Source organism: Lutispora thermophila DSM 19022 (assembly GCF_900142105.1).
GTDB lineage: Bacteria > Bacillota > Clostridia > Lutisporales > Lutisporaceae > Lutispora > Lutispora thermophila.
Window position 1 is genome coordinate 12,258 of sequence record NZ_FQZS01000008.1, and the last position, 22,437, is coordinate 34,694.

Genomic DNA, 22,437 nt, shown 5'->3' on the forward strand with positions numbered 1-22,437 from the left:
AAAGGAGGATTATATATGAGGAGGATATTTAGTAAAAAAGTTGCCAAGAAGAGACAAATGAAACTGAAACCTTTGAAAATCAATTTCAGGAGTGAAAGGCCTGTTAATCCCATTAAGGCTATTAAGGAAAGGCTCCCAAGACAAAAGGGTTTTAAAGCAAAACAAGGGAGAAAAATGACCATAAGGAGGAAGCTTGTATATGCTTTTGTTATCTTGAATGTACTGATTTTTATTTCAGGCGTAAATAGTGTTTACAATATTGAAAAGCTAAAAAATCAGTTAAATGATTTATATGAAATACAACTTAAAGGTATTCAGTACATAAAGGATGCCCAGGTCAGCTTGATGTCTATGGGAGAAGACCGATATAATATCATAATGGCAACACACTCTGATGAGAGGTATACATATTCAAACAGTATAAAATCAATGATGGATAGATTTGAGTCAAGCTTGGCAGCCTATAAAGAAATTGAGACCAGTGAAGAGGGAAAGAAGAGAATCGCTGAAATAGAAAAATTCTGGAGTGAACTGAAAACCAATGAAGATGTATTGATACAATCAGCTAACAAAAACCTCGTTGCATATGCAGAAGTACAGGCAAAGGCAAATCGTCTCCTATCAAACAGTATAGGAAAAGAGGTGGATGCTCTAATTGAATCAAAAAATCAATTAGCTTTAGAGGCTTATGAGGAATGCAACAAATTATATAAAGAAACAAGATTTGTTACAACTGCTATTATTGCATTAAGCATACTTATAGGATTCTTCATATCATTGACCATGTCCCGCATGATTGGCAAGCCTATTGCTCAGATGGCCCATATAGCAAGGAATATTGCAGAAGGCAATTTGACAATAGAGTCTGTCGATGTGAAGAGCAATGATGAAATACGAGATCTGGCTGATTCATTCAATGCTATGATAAACAGCCTGCATGCGGTTATAAGCAATGTTCTCCAGGCCTCTGAAAAAGTGGCGGTATCAAGCCAGCAGCTATCATTTTCGTCTCAGCAGACCACAACAGCAGCAGAAGAAGTGGCTTCAACCATAAATCAGCTGGCTTCAGGAGCTGGAAAACAAGCGGAAGATGCATCACAGGCAAGCGGGATGGTGAACCAGATTGCCGAAAGCATACAACAGGTTGCCGAAAATGCTAATTCTGCCGCAATGGCAAGCACAAATATTATAAAAGAGGCAAACAATGGGCTAAATGAAGCAAAGAAAGCTGTAGAGAAAATACAATACATCCAAAAGGTTACGGAAGAATCTTCTGAAAGCGTGAAGGCATTGGGCAATGAATCCAGCAAAATAGGTGAAATTGTAGAAGTTATTAAGGAAATAGCAGGCCAAACGAATCTATTGGCATTAAATGCAGCCATTGAAGCAGCAAGAGCGGGTGAAGCGGGGAAAGGCTTCGCGGTGGTGGCCGATGAGGTGAGAAAACTGGCAGAAGAATCCTCATCATCGGCGGTACAGATTGCAAACCTCATAGGAAACATTCAAAATGAAACCAATAAGGTAATAGATATAATGAGTGCCGTTACAAATGAAGTTTCTGATGGAGTAGAAGCTGTTAACAGAGCAGGAAACTCCTTTGAAAACATATTTAACCATATAAACAACATTACAAGTCAGATACAAGAGTTGAGCGCGTCAGTGCAGCAGGTAGCTGAAGGCAGCAGAAGCATGAATGAATCCATAGAAAGCATAGCATCCATTGCTGAGGAAACTGCTGCTTCAAGCGAAGAAATAAGCGCAGCTTCGGAAGAACAGACAGCTGCCATGGAGGAGATAGCCAATATGGCTAAGGAACTATCAAAGCTGGCTGAAGAGTTACAGAGTAATGTGGCAGGGTTCAGATTGTAAATTATGACTGAAAAAAACGTTGATAATACAAATAAAAATAACGGAGTAAATGAAGACTCCGTTATTTTTATTTATAATGTTTAGAAAGTATAAATTCTTAATTTATACTTTCAGTTAAAATCATTTCAAGAAAGGCTCTACCTTGATTGTTATAGAAACGCTTTTGAAGGAAGCCTTTCTATTTCTTTATCGTATGCTCTTTCCTTTGTGGTAGTAGCTCATCATTATGGTATCAGGCACCATGCTTCCTCCGGTAGCCCATACAATATGACAAGCATTATCCATCTTGCTGTGCAGATTCATAGAATCTATATATTCTTTGCCTTCAGGGCTTGACATAAGCCATGCCGGTCCGTCAAAGCCTGCAGCAGCAGAAGGTTCTATGAAAATATTTTCCGAATCTGCAAGCATGGAGAGATATTTATAAAGTTTATTATCCTCTATGGTAAATATTCCGCTTAAAATAGCTTCCATGATTTTTCCAACAAAGCCGGATGGCCTTCCCACTGCAAGACCGTCGGCTTCAGTTATATTGTCCAAACCGATGTCTTGAACCGATATTTTATCGTGGAGTCCGGTCATCATCCCTAACAACATGCAGGGAGCATGGGTAGGTTCTGCAAAGAAACAGTGTACATTGGGGCCATAGATCTGCTTTAATCCGAAGGTTACGCCACCAGGCCCTCCTCCTACTCCACATGGGAGATAGACAAACAGTGGATGATCCTCATCTACCTCAATTCCCATGTCTTTAAGCTGATTAGCCAACCTCAATGCGGCTACGGAATACCCCATAAACAAGGCTTTGGAGTTTTCATCATCCACAAAATAGCTTAAAGGATCCATATTAGATTGCATTCTGCCTTCTTCAACTGCTTTGCTATAATCTGATTCATACTCTATGACGTTAACTCCTTTTCGTCTCAGCAGATCCTTTTTCCATTGTCTTGCATCAGCCGACATATGGACGTAAACCTTGAATCCCAGAGCTGCGCTCATTATTCCTATACTTAATCCAAGATTGCCTGTAGACCCAACAGCAATCTTGTAGCGAGAGAAAAACTCTTTAAATCTGTCTTCCTTCAATATGCTATAATCGCTTTCATATGACAGCAAACCTTCTGAAAGGGCCAAATCCTCTGCATGCTTCAAAACTTCATATATGCCGCCTCTGGCCTTAATAGAGCCGGATATGGGCAGATGACTGTCGCATTTCAATAACAAGTTGCCTTTAATGGGACAATTCGAGTTTTTTTCCATCAGGCTTTTCATTTTGCCTATTTCCTTTAAAGGAGATTCAATTATACCCTTGGTTTCCTTAGTTTCAGGAAATGTTGCCTCTATATAAGGCGCAAAACGTTTAAGCCTTTCCTCTGCTTCAATAATGTTCTCAATTGTTAAATCTGCAATCTTATGAACATCAGCAGATTCATATTGAGGATTTAACCATAGGACTTCTTTAGCTTCTTTTACCTTTTCCATAAGGGGATGATCAGCATAACTCATGATTGCAGCCCTCCTCAAATAATATTTAGGCACCCAGTTTTACAACTAACAAATTGTCTTCTGCCGTAAGTTCCAAATATGAGAAATCCACATTGAGTCCGCTTTCCACCATGAAGTTTTGGTCCTTTTTCAGTAAAAGGAAAACATATTCTTCTTCGTTAGAAGCTTTAAAGTTTGTAAGTCTATTATTTTGCAGGCTTTCTACAACCTCCTCAAGACAATATCCTTTCGCTTTGGCATAAAGAGACAATGGTTTGCCAATGTATCTGTAATGCCAAGGTTCAAAGCTTATTCTTGTTTTCTCTACCTTTTCTTCCGGATATCTTGGTATGAAACCATAATCCCAGCAGTTTTCCATCAGCCATGCATATTCCTCGGAATTATGAAATGTGCTGCCCTTAGGATATTTTGTGCTTAGTATATCTAATGCCATACCTGTCTGATGTTCACTGGTGCCAGGGTATGCAACCACCTTGGAAGCTTCTTCGTAGGGATCTGCTACTCCGCTGTTCTTCCTCTCGTTATATCTGTAGTCAAATAAACTTTTCTGCTCCTGATAGGATCTATATGTGCTGTTTAGTACAAAGCCTTTAATCCCATCTTCTGCTGCTTTATCAAGCATGACTTTTAAATTTTCAAGGGTGACCTTATCCAGCTTCATGCCTTTGCTGCTTAATATGGCTTGTACACCTTTTAAAGCTACAATATTGCCGTCGTTAAAGTTTTCAGGAATGGTATGATCCCTGTTTATTAGCCTTGAATGGATATCCGGAGAGAGGCCAACCAAAGCATTTACGTATGAATTATTGTCTATTAAATGTAAGTATTTGGTGTCATCTATAGAAAGCTGAATTTTATTAACTGACCAACCATTGTTATTGATAAAAAATACTTGTCCTAAGCTATAAACAGGATTGCTGCTTTCTTCATCTACTATAAGGGAGATGATTCCATTTTCATCAGGTTTATTATCAATTAAATCCACATATATGTCTGATGAACCATAGTGTTTCATCAGCATAGTCTTTAGATCGTTTACACCTAAGTAAATCACGTTATCTTTTTTCTCAAGCTTTTTGGTTTCATCTCCAAGCTTAATTTTGTAACTATTGCTTTTAAATATGGACAGCAATGATATGTCTTTATTCTGAGCTGCAATTACAAATGAAAATGAGAGGACTAGCACAATGAATACCCCAATTAATATTAAGTTTTTAGATTTTTTATTCTTCATGTTTAAACCCGCCTTTTATTTTTGTGTAGTTCATAGGGAAAATAAATAACTTAAGGGTTAGCTTCCCATCATGGATTTGAACCAATTCTCAATGAAGAGAAGTTCAGGAACCCTCTGAATTATAAAATTGCTAATCAGGTTGGTGCCGAATCTTTACTTTTTTTGATATTAAATTCAGCAGAAGATGTAAATCATTAATGCATACTTCTATATTTAAGCTTATCCCATATATTCTAGTTTAAGGTAACTTTAATGATCATGTCAATGGAAAGCTTGATATCATCTTAATGGTAATAATGCTATAATATATTTTGAGAGTAATTATAAAGGACACATTATTTTAGTGAGGTGTGTATATGGAAGTTTTAGCTAAATTTCTGGAGCAATATATTAGGGATATAGATTACTATGAAAGAGCTTCAAAACTATGTGCAAATATATGTGAAAATGAGTTGGAAACAGCAGGTATTAGGGCTATTGTTACATATAGAGCCAAAAGACCTGATAAACTTAAGGATAAATTGATAAAAAGAAATGAAAAACATAAATATAAGAATGTTCAGGAAATCCTGGAGGATATTGTTGATTTGGCGGGAGTAAGAATAGCCATATATTTCCCAGGGGATAAGGAGGAGGTTGAGAAGTTTATTAAATCCACATTCGAAGTTGTAGAAGTCAAGGAATTTCCACAGGATCAGGAGCCAAACGGCGGCTCAGGCATATACAAAAAGGTTTTTTCCGGATATCATGCAACTCACTATAGGGTAAGATTAAAGCCAGAGCATTATGGAGATGATATGAAGAATCACTGGGATGCATTGATTGAGATACAGATAGCAACTGTTCTTATGCATGCATGGGCAGAGGTGGAGCACGACTTGGTATATAAACCTTTGAGCGGCAAACTTTCCACCGATGAATATGAAATATTGGATGAGCTTAACGGACTCATATTATCAGGAGAAATCGCACTAAAACGGTTGCAAAAAGCATTTAATGAAAGGGTAAGCAAGCAGTCGGTGCCCTTTTCAAACCATTTTGAATTGGCGGCCTTCATATATAACAGGATACAGGAGCTTTTCGGTAAGCAGGATGAAGAGATAACAATGGGCAGGGCGGATATATTGTTTAATTTTCTAAAAATTGCAGGTATGGATAAACCTGAAGACATAAATAAATATATTGAAAACATATCCATAAAGTCAGACCATGTAAACATAGTTCAGCAACTGGTGGAAATGATTCTTGAGGATAATCCTTCCTTAATAGAAGATTATCAGAAGAGCAAAGATATAACAGGAAAGGTAAGAGTTTGATATAATAATAGCAATAATTATTGATAAATGGGTGATGAGAGAGTTGAAGATAGCTGTAGTTGGCGGCGGAGCAGCAGGAATGCTTGCCTCCATAGTAGCCGCAAGAAATGGAGCGGAAGTTTTAGTGTTGGAACAACTGCCCAGGGTGGGGAAGAAACTGTTGGCAACAGGCAATGGCAGATGCAATCTTACAAATATTAATATGAATATACGAAGCTTTCATGGTAGCAATGTAAATTTTGCAATTTCTGCCTTGAAGAAGTTTGACCAAAGGTCTGCTATGGATTTTTTTGAGGATTTGGGCATTCACTGTGTTGTGGAAGGCGAAGGCAAGGTTTTCCCTGCGTCAGGTCAAGCCTCATCAGTATTGGATGTGCTCAGGTTTGAGATGGAGCGCCTTGGAGTCAAAGAGATATGTGATGCTCGGGTAGAATCTGTTTCATATGGAAAAAAAGGCTTTAAGATAAATGTTAAGGATAGAGACAGCATGTGGGTTGATAAAGTCATACTGACTACCGGAGGAAAGGCAAACCCCAGTTTGGGGGCCAATGGAAGTGGTTATGAATTGGCAAAGGCCTTCGGACATAAGATAATCGAACCTTTTCCTTCGTTGGTTAAACTAAAGTTGGATGCACCTTTTTTAAAATCCCTCTCCGGTGCAAAGATAGACGGGGAAGCAGCTATTGAAGTAGATGGTAAAGTGCTCAGAAAGGAAAGCGGAGAAATACTGTTTACTGATTACGGTTTATCAGGACCTCCTGTGATGCAGTTGAGCAGAATTGCAGGAGAACATTTAAGAATGGGTAAAAGGGTAAATATAGCACTGGATTTGTTTCCTGACATGAGTTTCGAAGAGCTAGAGGATTTGCTGGAGAGGAGAACTTATTTAAGGGAAGATAAACCCTTTGATTTTAGTTTTGTTGGTTTAATAAACAAGAGATTTATAAATGTTTTGCTTAAAGAGGCAGGTATATCTGATCTCCATATGCCTTGCAGGTATGTAACTGAAGATGACATGAAAGCCATAGCCAATAAGATGAAGAGGTGGGTAATGAGTGTTTCCGGTACCCAATCCTGGAGTGAGGCTCAGGTAACAGCGGGAGGTGTAGATGTATCTCATATAAACCCGGAAACCATGGAATCCAAGATTGCACCTGGTCTGTACTTCGCAGGAGAAATAATTGACATTGACGGAGATTGTGGTGGTTTCAACCTTCAATGGGCTTGGTCCAGTGGATATATAGCAGGGTTAAGCGCATCTTCTAAATGATATTTGTCATAGTAATGTTTTAGGTTTTGTGAAACTCAATTTAAAAAGCAAATGAATAATGAGATGAATGAGGGTATTGTCATGAACGATATGGAACTTGATACAAAAAGCAAAATAATGCAATATGCAATTGACATGGTAGGGTCAAGGGGCGATGTGACTATAAGAGAGCTTGCGGAAGCAGCAGGGGTCAATGTGGCCTCCATTAACTACTATTTTGGCAGTAAGGAGAATCTTCTTAAGGAAGTGGAAATGCATTACTCCATGGCCTTGTACAATGTATTATATAGCATTTTTACATCTACCGAATTGTCTCCTTATGATAAGCTGCTGGAATGGGCTAAAACTATGTCAGAGTTTATTTCCCAATATCCTGCTCTCATAAGCCTTATAGTAAAGCTTTCTCTGGATGATAAGAATTATACCCCTGTATTGATTGATAAAATATATCTTAACAAGGAACTGCAAGATATGATGCAGCAAATTATAGGCACCATATTAAAATCGGAGAGCAAAAAATTGCTGAAGCTGAAATATCTGCAGCTTTTTTCAGGAATCTTGGGACCTGTCATTAACAGGCTTGTAGAAGAAAACTTTTCCGATAGTCCTCTAACATTAAATTTCAGCAGCAAAGACGATTTGGAGGAATATATGAAGCTGCTTATTGATGCTGTTCTGGCCTGATTTAGAAGCTTCATATACAGTATCATTCTTTGTGGTCATTTCGAAAGGCTTTTTTTCACTTTTATTGATCAGCAGGACTCACCATGCTATTATTAAAACAGAAGTTTAAAACATACGTTTAAATAACTGATGAAGTTTTCAAAAGTATCCTGTAAACTGGAGGTTATCTGAATGAAGAATAAAAGTATTTTAGTGTTCTTGTCAATGATTATAATTACGGTCACTCTGACGGGATGCAAAGCTAAGGTTCAGGAAGAGGTAGCAGAGGAAATTAAAAAGCCTGTCAAAGTTACTGACATAGAAGAAAGACTTATTACAAAAGAGCTTCAATATATAGGAATTGTGCAACCGGAGGAAATGAAAAAGATAGGCTTTAAGACATCGGGTAAAATAGCTTCCATAAAAGTGGATAAGGGTCAGGAAATAAAAAAGGGAGACACTTTGGCTATATTGGATACAAAGGAATTAAATATAGCATTGGAAGGATCTCAGGCTGCAAAGGCTGGAGCTGAAGCCCAATATATGAAAGCGGTTAACGGTGCCACAGAAGAAGACTTGGATTTGGCAGCTTCCAATGTGATTAAAGCTCAGAAAGCCTATGAATTTGCCAAAGACAGCTTGGAAAAGGCAAAGAAGCTATATGAGGGAGGCGGCATATCAAAACAGGATTTGGATGCGGCAGAACTTGAGGTAACCATAAGAGAACAGGAATACATAAGCGCAAAAACTTTGTTGCAGCAAATAGAAAAAGGAGCCAGGGAAGAGGATAAACTGGCCTTAAAATCCCAGTTGGAGCAGGCAGAGGCAGATCTCAAATATAAGGAAAGTGCAGTGGCTGATGCAACTTTGAAATCGGATATGGACGGATATGTGATGGAGATATTATATGAAGAGGGAGAGATGATTTCTGCCGGATACCCTCTGTTAGTCCTTGGAAGCAAGAAAAACATCGTAAGCTTTGGACTTACCGAAGAAGACGTGACTAAAGTGGATATAGGCCATAATATCATGGTGGAACATAATGGTAAGAAATATGAGGGAACTGTCAAGAATATCTCTAGAATAAAGGATAGTGAGACCCAGACATACAATGCAGAAGCCGTTGTAGATGATGAACAGTTGCCTGCGGGAGCCATCGTTAAAATCAACATAGCCACCGAGGAGTATTACTCCATTATGATACCCCTCAACACAGTATTAAGAGGCGATTATGACTATGTGTACGTATTTAAGGACGGAGTAGCTGAGAAAAGAGAGATAAGTATGGGAAGTGTAAGAGGAGACATGGTTGAAGTTTGGGGACTCAACAAGGGAGAAAAGCTTATAGTTGAAGGCTTTAAGAATATAAAACATGGAGATTCGTTAGAGATTATCCAATGACAAGGGGGGAGATATTATGATGAAGGCTATTACCGCCGCACTGAGAAATAGAAAGATAACCCTTGTATTGGCAGTAGTGGTAATGATATTTGGACTCTATAGCTATTTTGCAATCCCAAAGCAGGAGGATCCTGATATTACCCCACCTTTTGCCATGTTGACAACCACATATCCCGGAGCTTCACCGGAAATTGTTGAGAAGCTGGTTACAAAAAAAATAGAAGATAAGCTGGTGGAAATTGAAGGATATGAATATTCCCAATCCTACTCCAGGGACAGTGCAAGCATAGTTATTTTACGATTGAGGAATGGAGCAGATATAGAGGAATCTTGGAGAGTGCTACGTGAAAAAATGGACGATCTTCAAAGCGAGCTTCCTGAAGATTGCAGCAAGATAAACATAAAGACAGATTTGGCGGATACAGCGGGAATCATAATAAGCCTGACAGGAGGCAATTACAGCTATGAAGAACTGGAGTTTTTTGCGGAAGATTTAAAAAATGAATTGATGAAGATTGAAGGTATATCAAAATTTGATATAAACGGATCACAGCAAAAGGAAATTAAAGTTAGAGTTGATATCGGAAAGCTGAATCAATATATGCTTTCATTGCAGGATGTTGTAAACATCATTCAAGCTTCAAATGTGGAGATACCTTCCGGTGCCATAGAAGGAAGTTCCATCAATGTTAAAATATCCAGCCAATATGAGACCATGGAAGATATAATGAACACTGTTGTATATGTGTCACAGGATAGCGGAGCTTCTGTAAGGCTAAAGGATATAGCGAATGTAGAAATGGGTCTTGAGGATTCCAGTTATAAGATAAAGCATAATGGACAGAATGCTGTTCTTTTGACAGGATATTTTGTCAAGGATAAAAACATAGTGAATATAGGCAAGAAAGTAGAAAAAACTTTACAAGAGTTAGAAGATAATCTGCCTGAGGATGTAACTCTGGATAAGGTACTTTTCCAACCTGAAGATGTATCTAAGTCCACCAGCAATTTCATTAGGAATCTCTTAGAGGGTATGATTTTTGTGATAATTGTTGTGTTTCTAGGCATGAGTCTTAATAACGCCATAGTTGTTTCTACTGCAATTCCCCTTTCCATCATGGCAACTTTTATAGCCATGTATTTGACAGGCATCAAGCTCCATCAGATATCCATATCAGCCCTCATAATAGCCCTTGGGATGCTGGTGGATAATGCGATAGTTATAAGCGATGCCATCCAAGTGAGACTTGACAGGGGAGATGACAGGCTCCAAGCTTGCATTGACGGTGTAAAGGAAGTTGCAGTACCTGTATTTAGTTCTACTCTAACTACTGTAGCTGCTTTTATACCCTTGTTGATGTTGGATTCTGTAGCCGGAGAATACGTCATAAGCGTACCCCAGATTGTAATGTTATCACTGAGCTTTTCATATATAACAGCTTTATTTGTAACACCATCCTTGGCCTATATTTTCTTTAAGCCGGGAAGAGGAAAGGTCAAAAGTTTTTCCTTGAGAAAGATGTTTATGAACCTATTGAGCAAGGCTTTAAGATTTAGAAAGGTGACAATTGCTGTATCTATAGGAGTTTTTGCTCTTTCTCTATATATAGCTTTGCAGTTGGGGCTTCAGTTTTTCCCTTATGCAGACAAGGATATGATGTATATAAATATAGACAGTGAGAAAAGCAATGATTTAGATAGAACAGAAGAGATAACTGAAAATGTGTTTAAAGTTCTGAAAGAGCAACCTGAAGTAGTATTTTATACAGGAGCCATAGGAGATGGGCTTCCTAAGTTTTATAATGCCATACCTATAAGCACGCCTTCTAAGGATTATGCACAGATTTTGATTAAGCTGGATTTGAAAAAGACAGAAAGGTTTAAATCCAACTCAGAGTTTGCGGATCATTTGCAACTTGAGTTGGACAAGAGAATTGCAGGAGGAACTGCGGCGGTTAAGATGCTGGAGTTAGCTGAGCCTACAACAGCGCCCGTAATTGTAAGGATTTCAGGTGATGATATGGATACATTGGTTCATTCAGCTGAGCAAATTAAGTCAATGCTTGAGGATATACCAGGAACCATGAATATTGATGACGATCATTCAGACAGAATATATGAATATAATGTGGATTTGGATCCTGCAATGGCGGCATATTGTGGTCTCAGTGCCTATGATGTGCAAAATGAAGTTAATATTGCATTGATGGGCAGGGTGGCCACCAAGCTTAGACAACATGGAAATGAATACAATGTGAGGGTGGAAGGAAATATAAGCTCAAAGGAAGACTTGGAGAATTTCATGATAAAATCTTCTGTAACAAATACTAAAGCTCTTCTTAAGTCAGTAGCTCCCATAAGCGTTGAACACATGTATCCACAAGTAAAAAAATACGACAGAGATATGACTGTCATGGTATACAGCGATGTAAAAACCGGATATAATCCGGTGGACATAGAGCGAAAATTGGAGGAGAAGCTGAAAGAAACAGATATGGGCGATGTTTCAATAGTATTTGATGGAGAGAGGGAAAAGATAGTACAGTATTTTGGAGATTTGGGAGTATCAATGATATTTGCCGTAATACTTGTATATATCATACTGTTATTTCAGTTCAGGTCCTTTTTACAACCTTTTATAATACTTGTGACCATACCTCTTTCTGTTATAGGTTCCATATTAGGTTTGGCGATATTCAGGCAACCTCTGTCCTTTACAGCCCTTCTAGGTGTAGTAAGCCTGGCGGGAATAGTTGTTAACAATGCCATATTGCTCATTGACTTCATCAATGCAGAGAGGGCAGAAGGAAAGGATGTAAATGTATCTTGTGTTGATGCGGTGGATAAGAGATTTAGACCTATAATGCTTACAACTACAACAACAGTAATAGGCCTAATACCATTGGCACTGGGTGGCAGCAGTCTCATGGTACCTATGGCAGTATCGCTGATGAGCGGCCTCATGGTGTCAACACTGCTTACAATGGTGGTTATACCGGTGGTTTACAGTTTGTTTGAAAAAAGAACAGCTTAGGCTGTTCTTTTTTTCAATTAGACTTGCGCTTTTTCCAATAGATCTTCTACAGCTTTTGTTGCTTTTTTAGAAGCTTCCACCTGAATCATTGAATAATTCTTGAGGCTGTCCAATTGATCAGTGATTTTGGATATCTCTTCCGAAAGCATAAAAAGAATCTTGTTTATCTCTTTTGCGCTTATTTCACTATTGTCTGCCAAATTCTGAACTTCTTTTGCTACAATTGAAAAACCTTTTCCCTGTTCACCTGCACGAGCAGATTCTATGTTAGCGTTAATTCCTAGTATTTTTATTTGTTTAGCTATTTTATTGACATATTGGAGTATTTTGTCGCTTTCAATTATATGGTTGTTGGAATTATTAGCAATTTCTAAAAGTCTGTTGCTTACTTCATGAACATTATCGATGCTGTTGTTTATTTGGTTAAGGTATGTCTGGACTATGGATGAAGCCTCTTTAACAGCTGCAATCTGGTAATTAAGTCTGCTCAATGTATGGTTATTTTTTTCTACTAAAGACATAAATAACTTTGCACCTTTGTAATTTATGATTTCACATATGTTCTTATATGATTTTGTCAATTCATCAGATACTGCAGGTATTCCAGTAGCTTCTATAATCAAATCAGGTGCCTCTTTTTCTATATCATCTAAGGAATCACTGTATTTAATACCCATCTCTTTAGCCAGAGCTATACCCGGTGCATCCATGTTTTTATCTATTATTATGGTAACTTTTACATCGGATATGCTAGAAAGGGTTTTTATGATTTTAGATCCACCTGTCCCGGCGCCAACTACCGCAATATTCAACCATATACCCCCTTTATTATCAAAATGTAGATTTTGCATCTTGACTATATAATATCATAAACAGAACCAAAATAATACGTATACAAAATAATTTTACCTCAATAATGCATGGAGAAATTTGAAGAAAAATAGAAAAAAACACCTCAGATGAAGTCGGAACTTGCGATAATTAATTTAGAGGATATGGCATAAATGTATAGAATAAGTCAATATATTACATAATATCCAGACTATGTGCGGGAGCAGATAATATGATGCAGAGAAAACGCAATAAATACATAGGCATAATGTTAACAGTTTTTGCCATACTGCTGTTTTGCAACTCTTCAATATCATGGAAACCATCTTCCTTGATGGTTATCTTCTCGATGCTTATAATTTTTTCAATATATATGGGTGGAGTGATGTCTGGAGTAGGCAGTGGACTTATGGCCATATTGTTCATGATTTACATAAGAAATAATACTAGCATCAAATCAGCTTTGATTTGTTTATCCAATCATGAGTTTACAATGAATATTATAACCATCATATGCATAGCAACAATTGCTGCTGTCATGGATTACAGATACAGAAGCTATTATGAAAAGTTCGTGGAAGGTCAAACATTTGTATCTCGGGCAGAAGAAATATCAGATATAATGACTTGTCATGTATCTGTAGAAGGAAAGTTTATAAAAGTACCTCAAAGATTATGTTCTTTATTGGGATACACAGAAAATGAACTTCTTAACATGTACTGGTGGGATATAACAGATTTGCATGACGCTTTGAAAGAAGAGGAATTGACAAGAGGTATCATTAACGGAAGCAGGGAGACCTATAATATTGAAAAGAAGTTACGGAAGAAAAATTTGGACACTGTTTGGGTGTTTTGCAATGTTTCTGCTGTAAGGAATGATGCTGGGGAAGTCCTATATATGCTAAAGTATATGGTCAATATAACAGATCGAAAGCTTATGAGTCAGGAATTAATAAAAAAGGAACAGGAATTAGCCAAAAGTGAAAGCAGGTATAGGAATCTGGTGGAACTGGAGCCTGATGCAGTGATGATTCATGAAGGAGACATAATTACTTTTATAAATAATGCAGGTGTAAAGATGTTGAAGGCTTCAAGCAAGGAGGAAGTAATAGGTAGGAGTATATATGATTTTATACATCCTGATTATGTTTACAATATGAAAAACCAAGTGAGCAGAGCTTTAACAAATCTAAATTGCGGAGGCAGTCCTTTTGAAATAAAGCTATGCAATCTAGAAGGCATGGAAATAGATGTAGAGGTGGTAAATGTTGGCTTCACGGATGAAAAGAGTATTCAGGTGATGGCAATCGTAAGAGATATTACAGAGAGGAAAAAAGCAGAGGAACTTAGATTGACAATGAAAGAAAATGAAAGGCAATTGGAAGAAGCAAAGGAATATGATAGGATAAAGAATGAATTTTTCTCAAATATTTCCCATGAGTTCAGGACACCTTTAAATGTGATATTAGGAACGTTGCAGCTAATGGAAATACAAAACAAAAAAGAAGGCAAAAATATGGACAAGTACACCAACATTATGAAACAAAACTGCTACAGGCTCCTGAGAATGGTAAACAACTTGATTGATATAACTAAGATTGACTCTGGATATTATGATGTGAATATGGGTTACTATGATATAGTTAAAATCGTGGAGGATATAACCCTTTCTGTAGTACAGTATGTTCAAGCAAAGGGTTTGTGGCTGGAGTTTGATACAAATGTCGAAGAAAAAGAAATCAGGTGTGATCCGGACCAAATAGAGAGAATAATGCTTAATCTCATATCAAACGCTATTAAGTTTACAAAGCCTGGAGGGAAGATAAGCGTATATATAAATGACAAAGTGAGCAGTGTGGCCATAAGTGTTAAGGACACAGGAATAGGAATTCCCAAAGAAAAACAGCATATCATATTCGAACGTTTCAGACAGATTGATAAGTCGCTGACCAGGGAACAGGAAGGTAGCGGCATAGGATTATCGTTGGTTAAATCCTTGGTAGAGCTTCATGATGGAACCATATCTTTAATAAGTGCACCTGGGTGTGGAAGTGAGTTCATAATTGAACTTCCTGTAGATAATAACAATGTTTTCAGTGATGAAGCTTTGAACGCTATAAGAAGAAAAAATATAGAAAGAATGAATATTGAGTTTTCAGATATTTATTTCTAAATAACATATATCATATAAGAACGGTTATACCGTTCTTTTTTTGTAATAAACTTCTAAAATCATATTGACAAATAAATTCAAAAGTTATATAGTTAATTACACAAGTAATTAACCACTAAAGCAAGGAGGTGCTTTGATGAAGTTACCTTTGGATGAGAATAAATTGATATATATGCAGATTGCTGAAGCCATAGAGGATGCTGTTATAAGCGGTGAGTTGAGCGAAGGAGATCAGGTGTATTCTACCAATCAATTTGCCAGACTTTATGGTATAAATCCGGCCACTGCCGCCAAGGGAATAAACCTTCTGGTAGAAGAAGGAATATTGTTTAAGAGGAGAGGTATTGGCATGTTTGTTGCAGAAGGAGCAAGAAATATGATAATAAGCAAAAGAAAGAAACAATTCATTGAAGATCATATATCCAAACTTATTCGTGAAGCGGAGAAATTAAATATAACCAAAGAAGACCTGATAGATATCATAAGAAATTATGAAGGGGGAGATAAATGATGACCTATGCAGTTGAATGCAAGAACATATCCAAGCATTTTGGAAAAACCACGGCACTTTCCCATATAAATTTGAATATGGAAAAGGATAAGATATACGGATTGCTTGGGCGAAACGGGGCAGGTAAAAGCACACTTTTGAATATTGTTACTGCACAGACATTCCCTGACGACGGAGAAGTGAAGATATTTGGTGAGAGTCCTTATGAAAATGGCAGAGCCTTAAGAAATATATGCATAGTAAAGGAAAACGGTATGTTTCTGAAAGATGTTAGTGTAACAGGAGCTTTAGACATAGCTTCAAGCTTTTATAATAATTGGGATAAAAAGCTGGCAGAAAGGCTTTTAATAGAGTTCCAGCTGGATAAAAGAAAAACATATAGGAATCTTTCGTTAGGCATGAAATCTCAATTGGGGATAATTGTAGGATTAGCCAGCAGAGCACCCATAACTATATTTGATGAACCTTATATTGGTCTTGATGCTGCCGGCAGGCAATTATTCTATGATGTACTCATAGAGGATTATATGGAAAACCCAAGAACCATCATATTATCTACCCATCTTATAGATGAAGTAAGCAATCTGTTGGAAGATGTAATCATACTGAACAAGGGAGAAGTAATGTTGGAAGGTAATTCTGAAGATATAAAGAACAAGGCTTTTTATATCAGAGGGACTAAAGATAGAGTTGAAAAGCATATTTCCGGGAAAAAGGTTTTGAGTAAAGAGGAGTTTGGGAATACAATGGCAGTAGCTATATTTGACAGTATCTCAGATAATGAAATAAGGGCTATGGAGTTAGATGATCTAGCTATAAGTTCTATTCCTCTTCAGCAATTGTTCATATTCCTCACAGGCGGAAAAATGATTAAAAGGGGTGACATAAATGAATAGGATAAAGTCCCATCTAAAGATGCATTATCTAAATTCAAAGAAGTCTTTTGTGATATTTTGGTCCATCATGTTTGCTATTTCAGCATTAGGCATACTAATTTCAATATACTTCAAGAGCAGAGGATATGAGAGCGTAATTATTACAAACAGCATTGTCGCTGTAGTGATTTTTGGGGCAGTTTCTGGAATGGTGTGCTATAATGAAACTCTGCCATATATGCTTAACATGGGAATAACAAGAAAGGATTTCATATTTGGTTTTGCTATATACAACATATTGCTATCCCTTATAATGTCGGTTATATATACTCTCCTTTCAATATGGGAATGGTTGATGTATAAACTTTTAGGATTTAATTATGAGCATTTTGGACAGTTTTTTTCTGGAGTAAAGGGAATATTTGAAATGACATGGATTTGCTTTTTGGTTACCCTTTGCGCCACAGTCCTTTTTACTCTTATAGCAAGCATTTACTATAAAAAGGGAATGATGTTTTTATTTGGAATAGGAGCATTAATAATGCTATTGATGTTTATTCCAGGAGTTACTCAGGCAGTATTTGGTTTTTTGGAATCCTTGGTATTATCTTGTGCCGGAGGTAAAGGATATATCATGATGACTCTTTATTCCCTAGCTTTCTTCCTGTTATGCTATCTAATAATATATCCTCTGGCTCGCACCAGTCAGATCAAAAGATGATATGACAAATGTCATATCATCTTTTGATTTTTGTCATTAGAATGGACATGATCCAAAGTTTAATATTATGGTAGGAAGAGTAAGGAGGGTTTTATCATGATTTTGGAAGTTAAAAATCTCATAAAAAGATATGGAGATACTCTTGCAGTAGACAATATAAGTTTCAGCATAAAGGAAGGGGAGATTTTCGGACTCCTGGGACCTAACGGAGCTGGGAAGACCACTGCCATAGATACAGTAATAGGCATAAGAGATGCAGATAAAGGCGAGATAAACATATTCGGCAAGGATATGAAAAAACATGCCTCTGAAATCAAAAAATATATAGGTATTGTTCCACAGGATATAGCCATATACCCGGATCTTACTGCCTATGAGAATGTGGAGTTTTTCGGTAGGCTTTATGATCTAAAGGGTTCTTTGCTAAAGGCCAGAGTTGAAGAAGTGTTAGAATTTACCGGCCTTTTAGACCAAAAAAAGCAGTTTGTGAGAAATTTCTCCGGAGGTATGAAAAGAAGGCTCAACATAGCCTGCGCCTTGGTCCATAGGCCTAAGCTTATAATAATGGATGAGCCTACAGTGGGCATAGATCCCCAGTCAAGAAATCATATTATTGAATCTGTTAAAAAGATGAGGAATGAAGGCTCTACGATAATATATACTTCCCATTATATGGAGGAAGTTGAACAGCTATGCAGCTATATAGCCATCATGGATCATGGCAAGATAATAGCCAGAGGAAGCAAGGAAGAGTTAAAAGATTTTGTGACAGTAGAAGAAAAAACTGTCATAACTCTGGATGGGATTAATTATACCTTAGTGGATCGAATTAAGACCATGGACAATGTTGTAGATTGCAGCGTGGAAGGAAATGTGATTACAGTTATATCAAAGAAAGGAACCAATAACTTGAACAATATTATCCAATGCATCATCGACTCAGGAAATCAGATAGTATCTCTCATATCAGAAAAGCCTGATTTGGAAACAGTATTTCTTACATTGACAGGCAGAACCTTGAGAGATGAGGTGACTACAGCATGAAGGCCTTATATATAGCCTACTACACAGCATTAAGAAAAGTGAGGAATTATGGAAATTTGACTTCCATGCTGGCGTTGCCTATAGTCATGATACTTATACTTGGCGCTGCTCTCGATGGATCCTTCCAAATAGAGAACATAAACCCGGTAAAGGTGATACTGGTAAATGAAAATGAGGATGAGTTGCTACAAAGCTTAAATGAATTTTTGAAACAGGAAGATATAAAAGAAATCATCAACACAGAAACCGTTGAGGATTTTGATAAGGGCATGGAAAAGATAAAAAACGGAGAGGCCTTTGCTCTTGTGCATGTAAAAACAGACAATGAAGGTAGAATCCATGTATATAAAAGAAGTGGGAATATTTTCAGAAGCTCTGTTGTGCAAAGTGTTATTGACAGCTTCAACCAATCTGCCAATGCAGAATATGCCTATTCAATGTTAGGAGGTAATGACGTAAACACATCCTTCTATGATAACATCTCTGAAGAGTCTATAAACCCAGATGGTAAAAGACCTAAGGCTTTAGATTACTATGCTATGACCATGCTGATTATGACCATGATGTATGGTACCACCTATGGAGCCTTTTCCATGGCTGAAGAGCAGTTTTATAGGACAGAAATAAGGCTAAAATCAGCTTCTTTGCATTTTCATGAAATATTTATAGGGAAGGTGGCAGGTATAATTTTAACCCTAGTAATTGATGCTTCAGTCATAATTCTATTTACAAAATATGTTTATGATGTCAATTGGGGAGATAACATACCATTTATAATGTTTACATGTATCACTTTGGCTGTTTTAGCCACAAGTTTAGGAGTTGCGACTTCCATGATAATAGGGAATGAAAACAAAGCCCATGCATTGCTGAGTACAATGGTTCAGGTACTTACATTTTTAGGTGGAGGTTATGTACCATATCATTCCATGTCATCTGTCATGAAAAAGCTGAGCTTTTTGTCACCAAACTATTTGGGTCTTAGGATAATGCTTAATGCAATTTATGACGGAAGCCAAAGCCAAATAAGAAATTATATGGCAATACTATGGATAGCTTCATTGTCTTTATTGGTAATAAGTGCTTTTAGGGGAAGGAGGAGCCTGGCTTGATCATATTCAAAAATAATATGAGAAGATTACTGAGGGATAAATACAACTTAATGGTGATGGTAGTTCTTCCGGTCATAACCCTTGTGCTATATGTGCTTGTAGGAAACAACAATAGCCCTGTAAGAGTTGGAATCACAGACAATGATGTTACTTTTCTCACTGAGAGTCTTATACGTGGCCTTGAAAAAAACTGTATGGTTTTATTTCTTAAAGAAGAAGAAATAAAATATGGACTGCTAAATGATGAGATAGATTTTGGAGTAAAGATAGACAAAGGCTTTACAGAAAGCCTGATGTCAGGAGAGGAAGTACAGTTAAAAACCTATGGAATAAGAGATTATAATGGTCTAATACCTGCAAAGATTTATATTAATAATTTTATAAACTCAGCAAGGAAAATAGCCATAGCATCAAAGGGTGATGAGGAAGAATTCAAAAAAGGCCTTGAATATTACATGGAAGGAAATTTTGAAACGCAATATGAAGATGTTTCATCTGTTTCATCAGGAGGTTACTATGTTCAATCAGGATTAGGGATTATGTTGATGTTTATGATGTATATGGCAATTAATGCTGCATCATTGATTGGAGAGGATAAGAGGTTAAAAACCTATGAAAGAATTTTAATATCTCCCTTAACCCTTAAGGAATATGCATTGGGCAATATACTTAGTTTCTTTGCAATAATCTGGGTACAGATAATAGTATTATTCGGAATCCTTAGGTATATGTTTGGAATGGGTTTTGGTTCTTCAATGTCAAGTCTGCTGATTTTCATATTAATATACTCTGCGGTTTGTGTATCCATGGGTATGGCAATAGTGAACCTGTCAAAAAATTTGAGCCATGTATCAGCATTGACACCATTGATTGTGATTCCAATGGCCATGCTTGGTGGTTGCTTATGGCCAAGAGAAATAATGCCTATTATGCTTCAGAGAATTAGTGAACTGATGCCTGCTACATGGGCTATGAAAGGTGTGGAGAAAATACTAAATGGTGGCAACATAGCAACTGTAGGCAATGAAATAATAGTGCTGTTGCTTTTTTCACTGGTTTTTTTCCTTGTAGGTTCAGTCAAAATAAATAGCTATGCATAGCATATTGATGATGAACAGGTGATGGTGTATTATGGAATAAATAGTTTATTATGCTTTGAGGTCATGCTATGAAATGTATAATAAAAATATTATTGTTTTCATATGTTATAACAATGAAAATAATTGCAGGCAGCCCTGGATTCATAGAGATATCTTTGCTGCTTATAATCATAGCTTCCAATGTATATAGGGATATGTACAAGAACAGTATGGCCCTTATGATTGGAGAGGCTGCTGTCATACTGTATCTGTCTTATATGGAAGCTACTTATATTTATATATATCCAATAATGGTCTATGACCTTATTCAGTCCGGATATTTGAATATATCCGGACTGTTAATAATTCCCGGGATAATCTTTCTTGAGGCTAAGTCCATGGCAACATATTTGTTGCTTATGATACTTTGTGGATACTTTTCATATATTAGTAACCGTATAAAAGCGCGAGAAAGGTTGTACAGAGAAGCCTATGACAATGAGAGAAGGCTGCGATATGAACTGGAAAAGATTAGAGCTGAGATGCTTAATGCTTCCAAGAATATTGAGCATTTGGCGGAACTGAGAGAGAGGAATAGAATAGCCAGGGAGATTCATGACAGCGTAGGCCACAGCCTGGCAGGTATCATGATGCAGCTTGAAGCTTCGTACAAAATATGGGACAAGGACCGGCACAAATCACGGGAACTCTTGCAGAACTCCATCAAAGGACTGTCAGAAGCCATAGTAACTCTTAGGGAGACGGTACATAATATTAGACCAAAGGAAGCTATGGGATTAGAATATATAGAGAATATTATTAAGAACTTTAACTATTGTGCCGTGGAATTTTCCAAAAAAGGAGATATGGCATTGTTAAAACCCAATCATATTGAAATATTCGGCCAGAATGTAAAAGAAGCCTTCACCAATATATTGAAACATTCAGAAGCTACAAAGGTTACAATAATCTTGGAAGCCAATAATAATTACACAAGACTCCACATAAAGGATAATGGCAGAGGCTGCAAGAATATCAGAGAAGGCTTGGGCATAAGCGGAATGAGGGAAAGAATGAAATATGCAGGAGGCATGCTGTCCGTAAACGGAGATGATGGATTTAATATAGTATGCATTATACCAATGGACGATGGAGGTGGTATAATTGAAAGTGCTAATAGTAGATGATGATGCCTTGATAAGGGATAGTCTGAAGATTCTGCTTGAATTGGAAGAAGACATTGAAGTCATTGGTGCGGTATCCAATGGGCAGGAAGCCTATAGATTCTGTCTGAAGGAAAAACCTGATGTGGTTCTCATGGATGTGAGGATGCCTGTTATGGATGGGGTTCTTGGGACTAAGCTTATTAAAGAAAACTTTAAAGATGTAAAGGTGATAATTCTCACCACTTTCAGAGATGATGAATATATTAGAGAAGCCATAAAAAATGGGGCGGAAGGATACATACTTAAGAATCAATCCTCAGACAGCATAATTGACTGCCTGAGGACGGTGCATAAGGGCAATGCGGTTTTTCAAAAAGACATAGCCGAAGTGCTTACATCTATGATGGAAAAGGAGAAAAAGAGAAAGCCGGATGTGGATCTTACAGCTAGAGAAACTGAGGTTTTGAAGCTAATATCCGAAGGATTATCAAATAAAGAAATATCGGCAAAACTATATTTGAGCGAAGGAACCGTAAGAAATTATGTAACTGCACTTTTGGAAAAATTGGATCTAAGAGATAGAACTCAGTTGGCAATTTATTATCTTAAAAATTTTAGTTAGGAGATGT

General features: G+C 37.1%; 18 protein-coding genes. 15 read left to right on the plus strand and 3 right to left on the minus strand.

The window, feature by feature from the left end; genetic code table 11:
• Positions 1-15: 15 nt before the first annotated feature.
• On the plus strand, positions 16-1,869 hold the full coding sequence (locus BUB48_RS06760) for a methyl-accepting chemotaxis protein (protein WP_073025493.1): 1,854 nt from the start codon (positions 16-18) through the stop codon (positions 1,867-1,869).
• Between the two features lie 186 nt (positions 1,870-2,055).
• On the opposite strand, the gene BUB48_RS06765 is transcribed toward BUB48_RS06760, so the two are convergent.
• A complete protein-coding gene (locus BUB48_RS06765) occupies positions 2,056-3,375 on the minus strand; it encodes a D-serine ammonia-lyase (protein ID WP_073025494.1) in 1,320 nt (439 codons plus the stop codon).
• Positions 3,376-3,400: 25 nt separating this feature from the next.
• Positions 3,401-4,609: a M15 family metallopeptidase gene (locus BUB48_RS06770; protein ID WP_073025495.1), complete on the minus strand. Its 1,209-nt coding sequence runs from the start codon at positions 4,607-4,609 to the stop codon at positions 3,401-3,403.
• 356 nt (positions 4,610-4,965) lie between these two features.
• On the opposite strand from BUB48_RS06770, the gene BUB48_RS06775 reads away from it, so the two are divergent.
• From BUB48_RS06775 to BUB48_RS06795, 5 genes are all read left to right on the plus strand, one after another.
• Positions 4,966-5,925: a GTP pyrophosphokinase gene (locus tag BUB48_RS06775; protein WP_073025496.1), complete on the plus strand. Its 960-nt coding sequence runs from the start codon at positions 4,966-4,968 to the stop codon at positions 5,923-5,925.
• A gap of 34 nt (positions 5,926-5,959) precedes the next feature.
• Positions 5,960-7,195 (plus strand): BaiN/RdsA family NAD(P)/FAD-dependent oxidoreductase, encoded by a 1,236-nt coding sequence (locus BUB48_RS06780; RefSeq protein WP_073025497.1) that lies wholly within the window; start codon positions 5,960-5,962, stop codon positions 7,193-7,195.
• 81 nt (positions 7,196-7,276) lie between these two features.
• Positions 7,277-7,879, plus strand: coding sequence for a TetR/AcrR family transcriptional regulator (locus BUB48_RS06785; protein ID WP_073025498.1), 603 nt, complete (start codon positions 7,277-7,279; stop codon positions 7,877-7,879).
• 171 nt (positions 7,880-8,050) lie between these two features.
• Complete coding sequence (locus BUB48_RS06790) at positions 8,051-9,259, plus strand: efflux RND transporter periplasmic adaptor subunit (RefSeq protein WP_073025499.1); 1,209 nt, start codon at positions 8,051-8,053, stop codon at positions 9,257-9,259.
• A gap of 16 nt (positions 9,260-9,275) precedes the next feature.
• The gene (locus tag BUB48_RS06795) at positions 9,276-12,293 is read left to right on the plus strand and encodes an efflux RND transporter permease subunit (protein ID WP_084524408.1); all 3,018 of its coding nucleotides are present in this window, start codon (positions 9,276-9,278) and stop codon (positions 12,291-12,293) included.
• Between the two features lie 17 nt (positions 12,294-12,310).
• Here BUB48_RS06795 and BUB48_RS06800 read toward each other — a convergent pair whose 3' ends face one another.
• Complete coding sequence (locus BUB48_RS06800) at positions 12,311-13,105, minus strand: methyl-accepting chemotaxis protein (RefSeq protein WP_073025500.1); 795 nt, start codon at positions 13,103-13,105, stop codon at positions 12,311-12,313.
• Positions 13,106-13,356: 251 nt separating this feature from the next.
• Here BUB48_RS06800 and BUB48_RS06805 point away from each other — a divergent pair, with 251 nt between their 5' ends.
• The 9 genes from BUB48_RS06805 to BUB48_RS06845 all read left to right on the plus strand — a co-directional run bounded on the left by BUB48_RS06805 (position 13,357) and on the right by BUB48_RS06845 (position 22,430).
• Positions 13,357-15,300 carry a sensor histidine kinase gene (locus BUB48_RS06805; RefSeq protein ID WP_073025501.1) on the plus strand — a complete coding sequence of 648 codons (1,944 nt, stop codon included), beginning with the start codon at positions 13,357-13,359 and terminating at the stop codon, positions 15,298-15,300.
• 136 nt (positions 15,301-15,436) lie between these two features.
• On the plus strand, positions 15,437-15,811 hold the full coding sequence (locus tag BUB48_RS06810) for a GntR family transcriptional regulator (RefSeq protein ID WP_073025502.1): 375 nt from the start codon (positions 15,437-15,439) through the stop codon (positions 15,809-15,811).
• Positions 15,808-16,707, plus strand: coding sequence for an ABC transporter ATP-binding protein (locus tag BUB48_RS06815; protein ID WP_073025503.1), 900 nt, complete (start codon positions 15,808-15,810; stop codon positions 16,705-16,707). Before BUB48_RS06810 ends, BUB48_RS06815 begins: the two co-directional genes overlap by 4 nt.
• The gene (locus tag BUB48_RS06820; protein WP_073025504.1) at positions 16,700-17,407 is read left to right on the plus strand and encodes a hypothetical protein; all 708 of its coding nucleotides are present in this window, start codon (positions 16,700-16,702) and stop codon (positions 17,405-17,407) included. The genes BUB48_RS06815 and BUB48_RS06820 overlap by 8 nt, the downstream gene beginning before the upstream one ends.
• A 93-nt stretch (positions 17,408-17,500) precedes the next feature.
• Entirely contained in the window at positions 17,501-18,451 is a 951-nt protein-coding gene (locus BUB48_RS06825) for an ABC transporter ATP-binding protein (RefSeq protein WP_139249939.1), read from the plus strand.
• Positions 18,448-19,563, plus strand: a complete 1,116-nt coding sequence (locus tag BUB48_RS06830) for an ABC transporter permease (protein WP_073025506.1) — start codon at positions 18,448-18,450, stop codon at positions 19,561-19,563. Before BUB48_RS06825 ends, BUB48_RS06830 begins: the two co-directional genes overlap by 4 nt.
• Positions 19,560-20,663, plus strand: a complete 1,104-nt coding sequence (locus tag BUB48_RS06835) for an ABC transporter permease (protein ID WP_073025507.1) — start codon at positions 19,560-19,562, stop codon at positions 20,661-20,663. The genes BUB48_RS06830 and BUB48_RS06835 overlap by 4 nt, the downstream gene beginning before the upstream one ends.
• Positions 20,664-20,731: 68 nt before the next feature.
• Positions 20,732-21,829 carry a sensor histidine kinase gene (locus BUB48_RS06840; protein ID WP_073025508.1) on the plus strand — a complete coding sequence of 366 codons (1,098 nt, stop codon included), beginning with the start codon at positions 20,732-20,734 and terminating at the stop codon, positions 21,827-21,829.
• Positions 21,807-22,430 (plus strand): response regulator transcription factor, encoded by a 624-nt coding sequence (locus tag BUB48_RS06845; protein ID WP_073025509.1) that lies wholly within the window; start codon positions 21,807-21,809, stop codon positions 22,428-22,430. Before BUB48_RS06840 ends, BUB48_RS06845 begins: the two co-directional genes overlap by 23 nt.
• Positions 22,431-22,437: the final 7 nt, after the last annotated feature.

Coding starts and splice junctions, on each gene's coding strand:
- BUB48_RS06775 (WP_073025496.1), top strand. CDS start 4,966: ATGGAAGTTTTAGCTAAATTTCTGGAGCAATATATTAGGGATATAGAT.
- BUB48_RS06790 (WP_073025499.1), top strand. CDS start 8,051: ATGAAGAATAAAAGTATTTTAGTGTTCTTGTCAATGATTATAATTACG.
- BUB48_RS06770 (WP_073025495.1), bottom strand. CDS start 4,609: ATGAAGAATAAAAAATCTAAAAACTTAATATTAATTGGGGTATTCATT.
- BUB48_RS06820 (WP_073025504.1), top strand. CDS start 16,700: ATGAATAGGATAAAGTCCCATCTAAAGATGCATTATCTAAATTCAAAG.
- BUB48_RS06760 (WP_073025493.1), top strand. CDS start 16: ATGAGGAGGATATTTAGTAAAAAAGTTGCCAAGAAGAGACAAATGAAA.
- BUB48_RS06795 (WP_084524408.1), top strand. CDS start 9,276: ATGATGAAGGCTATTACCGCCGCACTGAGAAATAGAAAGATAACCCTT.
- BUB48_RS06830 (WP_073025506.1), top strand. CDS start 18,448: ATGAAGGCCTTATATATAGCCTACTACACAGCATTAAGAAAAGTGAGG.
- BUB48_RS06815 (WP_073025503.1), top strand. CDS start 15,808: ATGATGACCTATGCAGTTGAATGCAAGAACATATCCAAGCATTTTGGA.
- BUB48_RS06785 (WP_073025498.1), top strand. CDS start 7,277: ATGAACGATATGGAACTTGATACAAAAAGCAAAATAATGCAATATGCA.
- BUB48_RS06840 (WP_073025508.1), top strand. CDS start 20,732: ATGAAATGTATAATAAAAATATTATTGTTTTCATATGTTATAACAATG.
- BUB48_RS06805 (WP_073025501.1), top strand. CDS start 13,357: ATGATGCAGAGAAAACGCAATAAATACATAGGCATAATGTTAACAGTT.
- BUB48_RS06780 (WP_073025497.1), top strand. CDS start 5,960: ATGAGAGAGTTGAAGATAGCTGTAGTTGGCGGCGGAGCAGCAGGAATG.
- BUB48_RS06765 (WP_073025494.1), bottom strand. CDS start 3,375: ATGAGTTATGCTGATCATCCCCTTATGGAAAAGGTAAAAGAAGCTAAA.
- BUB48_RS06810 (WP_073025502.1), top strand. CDS start 15,437: ATGAAGTTACCTTTGGATGAGAATAAATTGATATATATGCAGATTGCT.